Origin of the sequence: Vibrio sp. 2017_1457_13, from assembly GCF_030851525.1 — a bacterium.
Classification (GTDB): Bacteria; Pseudomonadota; Gammaproteobacteria; order Enterobacterales; family Vibrionaceae; genus Vibrio; species Vibrio metschnikovii.
On record NZ_VHTA01000028.1, the window covers coordinates 1 to 3,095 of the forward strand.

The window sequence follows — 3,095 nt, forward strand, 5'->3', positions numbered from 1 at the left end:
GGACTAGGCACTTTTTCTTCGAATTTTATTGTCATCATGACGCTCCTATTGATTCATATGAAGCATACATTTTACAACTGTATAAATAAACAGTTTGGCGATAATTCTGATAAGCACGTATAACGCCGCGTTAAGGGGTGAGTAACGCAACTACCAACTCACCGCATTGCACTAAAAACCAATAAAATCAAAGCATAACGAAAATGCTACGCGTTGCGAATCCCTCTTTAACGCCTTGTTATAACCGTTTTTCCATTCGCACCAAATCCCATAACTTACCATTAAAAGATCTTGTACCAATTTCTGTCGAAACCACTTCAAAACCTAATGACTCATAACATTTTCTAGCAACAGTGTTCTGTTCAAAAACGCCTAAGCTAAGCTTGGTTGCAGAAAAATCTAATCGGGCTTTATCGATTAATAACATCAACATCGATTTTGATAGTCCTTGCCCACGATAAGCATTTGAAATAAACACTCGGCAAATCCGATATTGCTCATCGGTAACTTTGTACAACTCAACAAACCCAGCATGTCTACCGTTCACTTTTAGCAGATAGGGAAATACTTCTGCTTTGCTACAGTGGGAATGAATCTGTTCATAAGTCAACGGAAAAACATACGCTGGACCACCCCACAAATAGTTCAACTCATCTGAGTCAATCCATTTTATAAGCAGGTCAAAATCCGATTCTTGAAACTCTTCTAAGTTCATGATTTCCCATTAGGTTATAACGCCCGGTTAAGGGGTGAGCAACGTAACTACCAACTCACCGCACAACACCGTAACCACAAAAATAAACGCATTATAAAAATGCCGCGCGTTGCGAATCCCTCTTTAACCGTTTGTTATACCACTTGGATTATAATTTTTCACTGAACTCGCCACACTGATTGCATTTATAACCATGTTTATAAAAAAACAACGGAAAACCGAGCAAAATAAAAACTAAGAAAGCAGGCTTTTTGCCTTTTGTATGGACGGAAAGATCTCCACTTCCACAATTCGGACAAACGTCTTTTAACTTGTCAGGAATGGCTTCATTTTCCACAGACTCTGAAAAGTCGCTATTCAAAATTTCTAATGCTTCTTTTGCGTCATCTTCAGCGACTAATAGACGAACACCACCGATAGCATTTGAGTAAAGCCACTGAGTATTCACTGTATGTTCATCAGCGATAAAGCTTGTTATCCCTGCACTTTCCAAGCTCGCTTTCGCTATATGAGCTTCGTGAGGAAATGAAAAACGTGCTATTACAATCACATGTTACCTCTATAGGTGGTATAACGCCCTGTTAAGGGGTGAGCAACGCAATACCGAAGCCGCCGCATACCACCTTAAACACTTAATCCAACGCATAGTAAAAATGCCACGCGTTGCGAATCCCTCTTAAACAGTTTGTTATGTTTCTAAGCTAGGCGTCATTAAACACCTTGAAAGTTATCAGACGTCTATCGATTGAATAAAATCTGAAATAATCATCTTTGGTATCCTGTTCACCGACAAATGCAATAGCTGCTTTTCTATTAGTGCCACGAACAAGTTCTATGATTTTTTTATAATCGTTTAAGAACTTAGACTTGCTTTGTTGAGGCCAATTAGAAAAATCAACTTCTAAGTAATATGGTCTCTCATTTACTTTCTTCCCTTCCTGCTCAACCCATTTACCAGGAGATAAGTTAATTTGAATTTTACCGTTATCTTCTATGGATAGTTTCCAAGGCAATGATGCATAGTATATCTTTTGCTTATCACCCTGAAATACAAATTTCTGATTTCCTCGTGTACTTCTGATTTGGCTAAATATTTCTGCATATGTAGTACCATCAACACCTTCAAAAGATAAGGCTCGGTCTCTGTCGTAAGGGAAATCAAAATATTGATTAACTATTGATTTAAATGAAGTTGTCTCATAATTTGATTTTCGCCCACTGCCATCTGATTGATCTTTTTTCCGTTTATTAGGGCGACGTGAGTCAGGAGCTAACGGAGTAATAACTCCTGTTGGTTCAACAACATCATCTTTTCGTAATTTAAAACGATTTGGATATGCTAACGGAAAACCTTCAGGTGAAGTTAGTCGTGTAGATGAACCTTTCGAACGAATTTTAGCCTCACCTTCAGCATCACAACCCTGCTTATGATGAACACCTTTACGAGTTTTAAAGTATGGTTTTCGTAGATTTACATTTTTTTGAAACGAGCATGGAAGTAACTCAATACCACATTCATCACAGGAGTATGTCAATGATTTAACTTTGTCAATAATGTACAACTCTTCACTGGTAACGACTCTGCTTAACTCTTTACATTTAGCCTCGTCCATATTTTCTCCTTTGAAACATAACGCCCGCTTAAGGGGCTGACAACGCTACTACCAAGTTTCCGCATAACACCGTAATCACCAAAATCAACGCATAATGAAAATGCCGCGCGTTGGAAGTCCCTCTTGAAGCGTTTGTTAGCTTGCGTGCCAAAGTGACACAATAATTGCTTTTTGTATATTTAAACACCATAATAAGGATGTGACATTTTGACACAAAGGAGAACACATTATGGCTACCACTTTACCTCGTATCACTGCGAGAGTTGATGTCGATACACAAAACTTATTAACCAAAGCGGCTGCTCTCGCTGGCATGTCTAGTATTAACTCATTTGTACTCAATGCTGCAATCGAAAAAGCAAAACAAGTGATTGAACGTGAGCAAACACTAAAATTAAGCCAAGCAGACGCCATTTTACTTATGGAGGCTCTCGATAAACCAACAACATTAAATCAAAAGCTTAAAACTGCCGCCGAACGTTATGAGACCAAAAACCAATGATGAAAACGGTATTACTCGATAAAGATAAACACGACAGAAACCGATTCAACTGCGGAATTGATGCGCTTAATAACTATTTGAAAGTCATGGCAAGTCAGCAAGCTAAAAAAGATAATACCCGAACATTTGTTTTAGAGGATGAGCCTGTAATTTAAATTGTGTATCTGCTTATAATTAAGCCAGTCATGGCTAAGGATAAGCAATATGGATAAGAAAGCTCTAGAAGCCTTCGCTCGCGAAGCTGCTAAATCAATCAAGACTCCTT

Annotated in this window: 4 protein-coding genes and 1 pseudogene; 2 read left to right on the forward strand and 3 right to left on the reverse strand. The window is 38.4% G+C overall.

Annotated features, from left to right (window positions below; all coding sequences use genetic code 11):
- Nucleotides 1-238: 238 nt before the first annotated feature.
- The 3 genes from FKN88_RS17255 to FKN88_RS17270 all read right to left on the reverse strand — a co-directional run bounded on the left by FKN88_RS17255 (nucleotide 239) and on the right by FKN88_RS17270 (nucleotide 2,328).
- Nucleotides 239-715 (reverse strand): GNAT family N-acetyltransferase, encoded by a 477-nt coding sequence (locus FKN88_RS17255; RefSeq protein ID WP_084998679.1) that lies wholly within the window; start codon nucleotides 713-715, stop codon nucleotides 239-241.
- Between the two features lie 148 nt (nucleotides 716-863).
- Nucleotides 864-1,265 carry a DUF2007 domain-containing protein gene (locus FKN88_RS17260; protein WP_154171037.1) on the reverse strand — a complete coding sequence of 134 codons (402 nt, stop codon included), beginning with the start codon at nucleotides 1,263-1,265 and terminating at the stop codon, nucleotides 864-866.
- A 151-nt stretch (nucleotides 1,266-1,416) separates the two neighbouring features.
- Complete coding sequence (locus FKN88_RS17270) at nucleotides 1,417-2,328, reverse strand: hypothetical protein (protein WP_154171036.1); 912 nt, start codon at nucleotides 2,326-2,328, stop codon at nucleotides 1,417-1,419.
- Nucleotides 2,329-2,557: 229 nt separating this feature from the next.
- On the opposite strand from FKN88_RS17270, the gene FKN88_RS17275 reads away from it, so the two are divergent.
- Complete coding sequence (locus FKN88_RS17275) at nucleotides 2,558-2,830, forward strand: DUF1778 domain-containing protein (RefSeq protein WP_004394087.1); 273 nt, start codon at nucleotides 2,558-2,560, stop codon at nucleotides 2,828-2,830.
- Nucleotides 2,827-2,973: pseudogene (locus FKN88_RS17280) on the forward strand (GNAT family N-acetyltransferase); the annotation flags it as partial. The gene FKN88_RS17275 and the pseudogene FKN88_RS17280, both read left to right, overlap by 4 nt.
- Nucleotides 2,974-3,095: the final 122 nt, after the last annotated feature.

Bases quoted from the DNA above. Each gene is read 5' to 3' on its own strand.
- FKN88_RS17270 (WP_154171036.1), bottom strand. From the start codon at position 2,328: ATGGACGAGGCTAAATGTAAAGAGTTAAGCAGAGTCGTTACCAGTGAA.
- FKN88_RS17255 (WP_084998679.1), bottom strand. From the start codon at position 715: ATGAACTTAGAAGAGTTTCAAGAATCGGATTTTGACCTGCTTATAAAA.
- FKN88_RS17275 (WP_004394087.1), top strand. From the start codon at position 2,558: ATGGCTACCACTTTACCTCGTATCACTGCGAGAGTTGATGTCGATACA.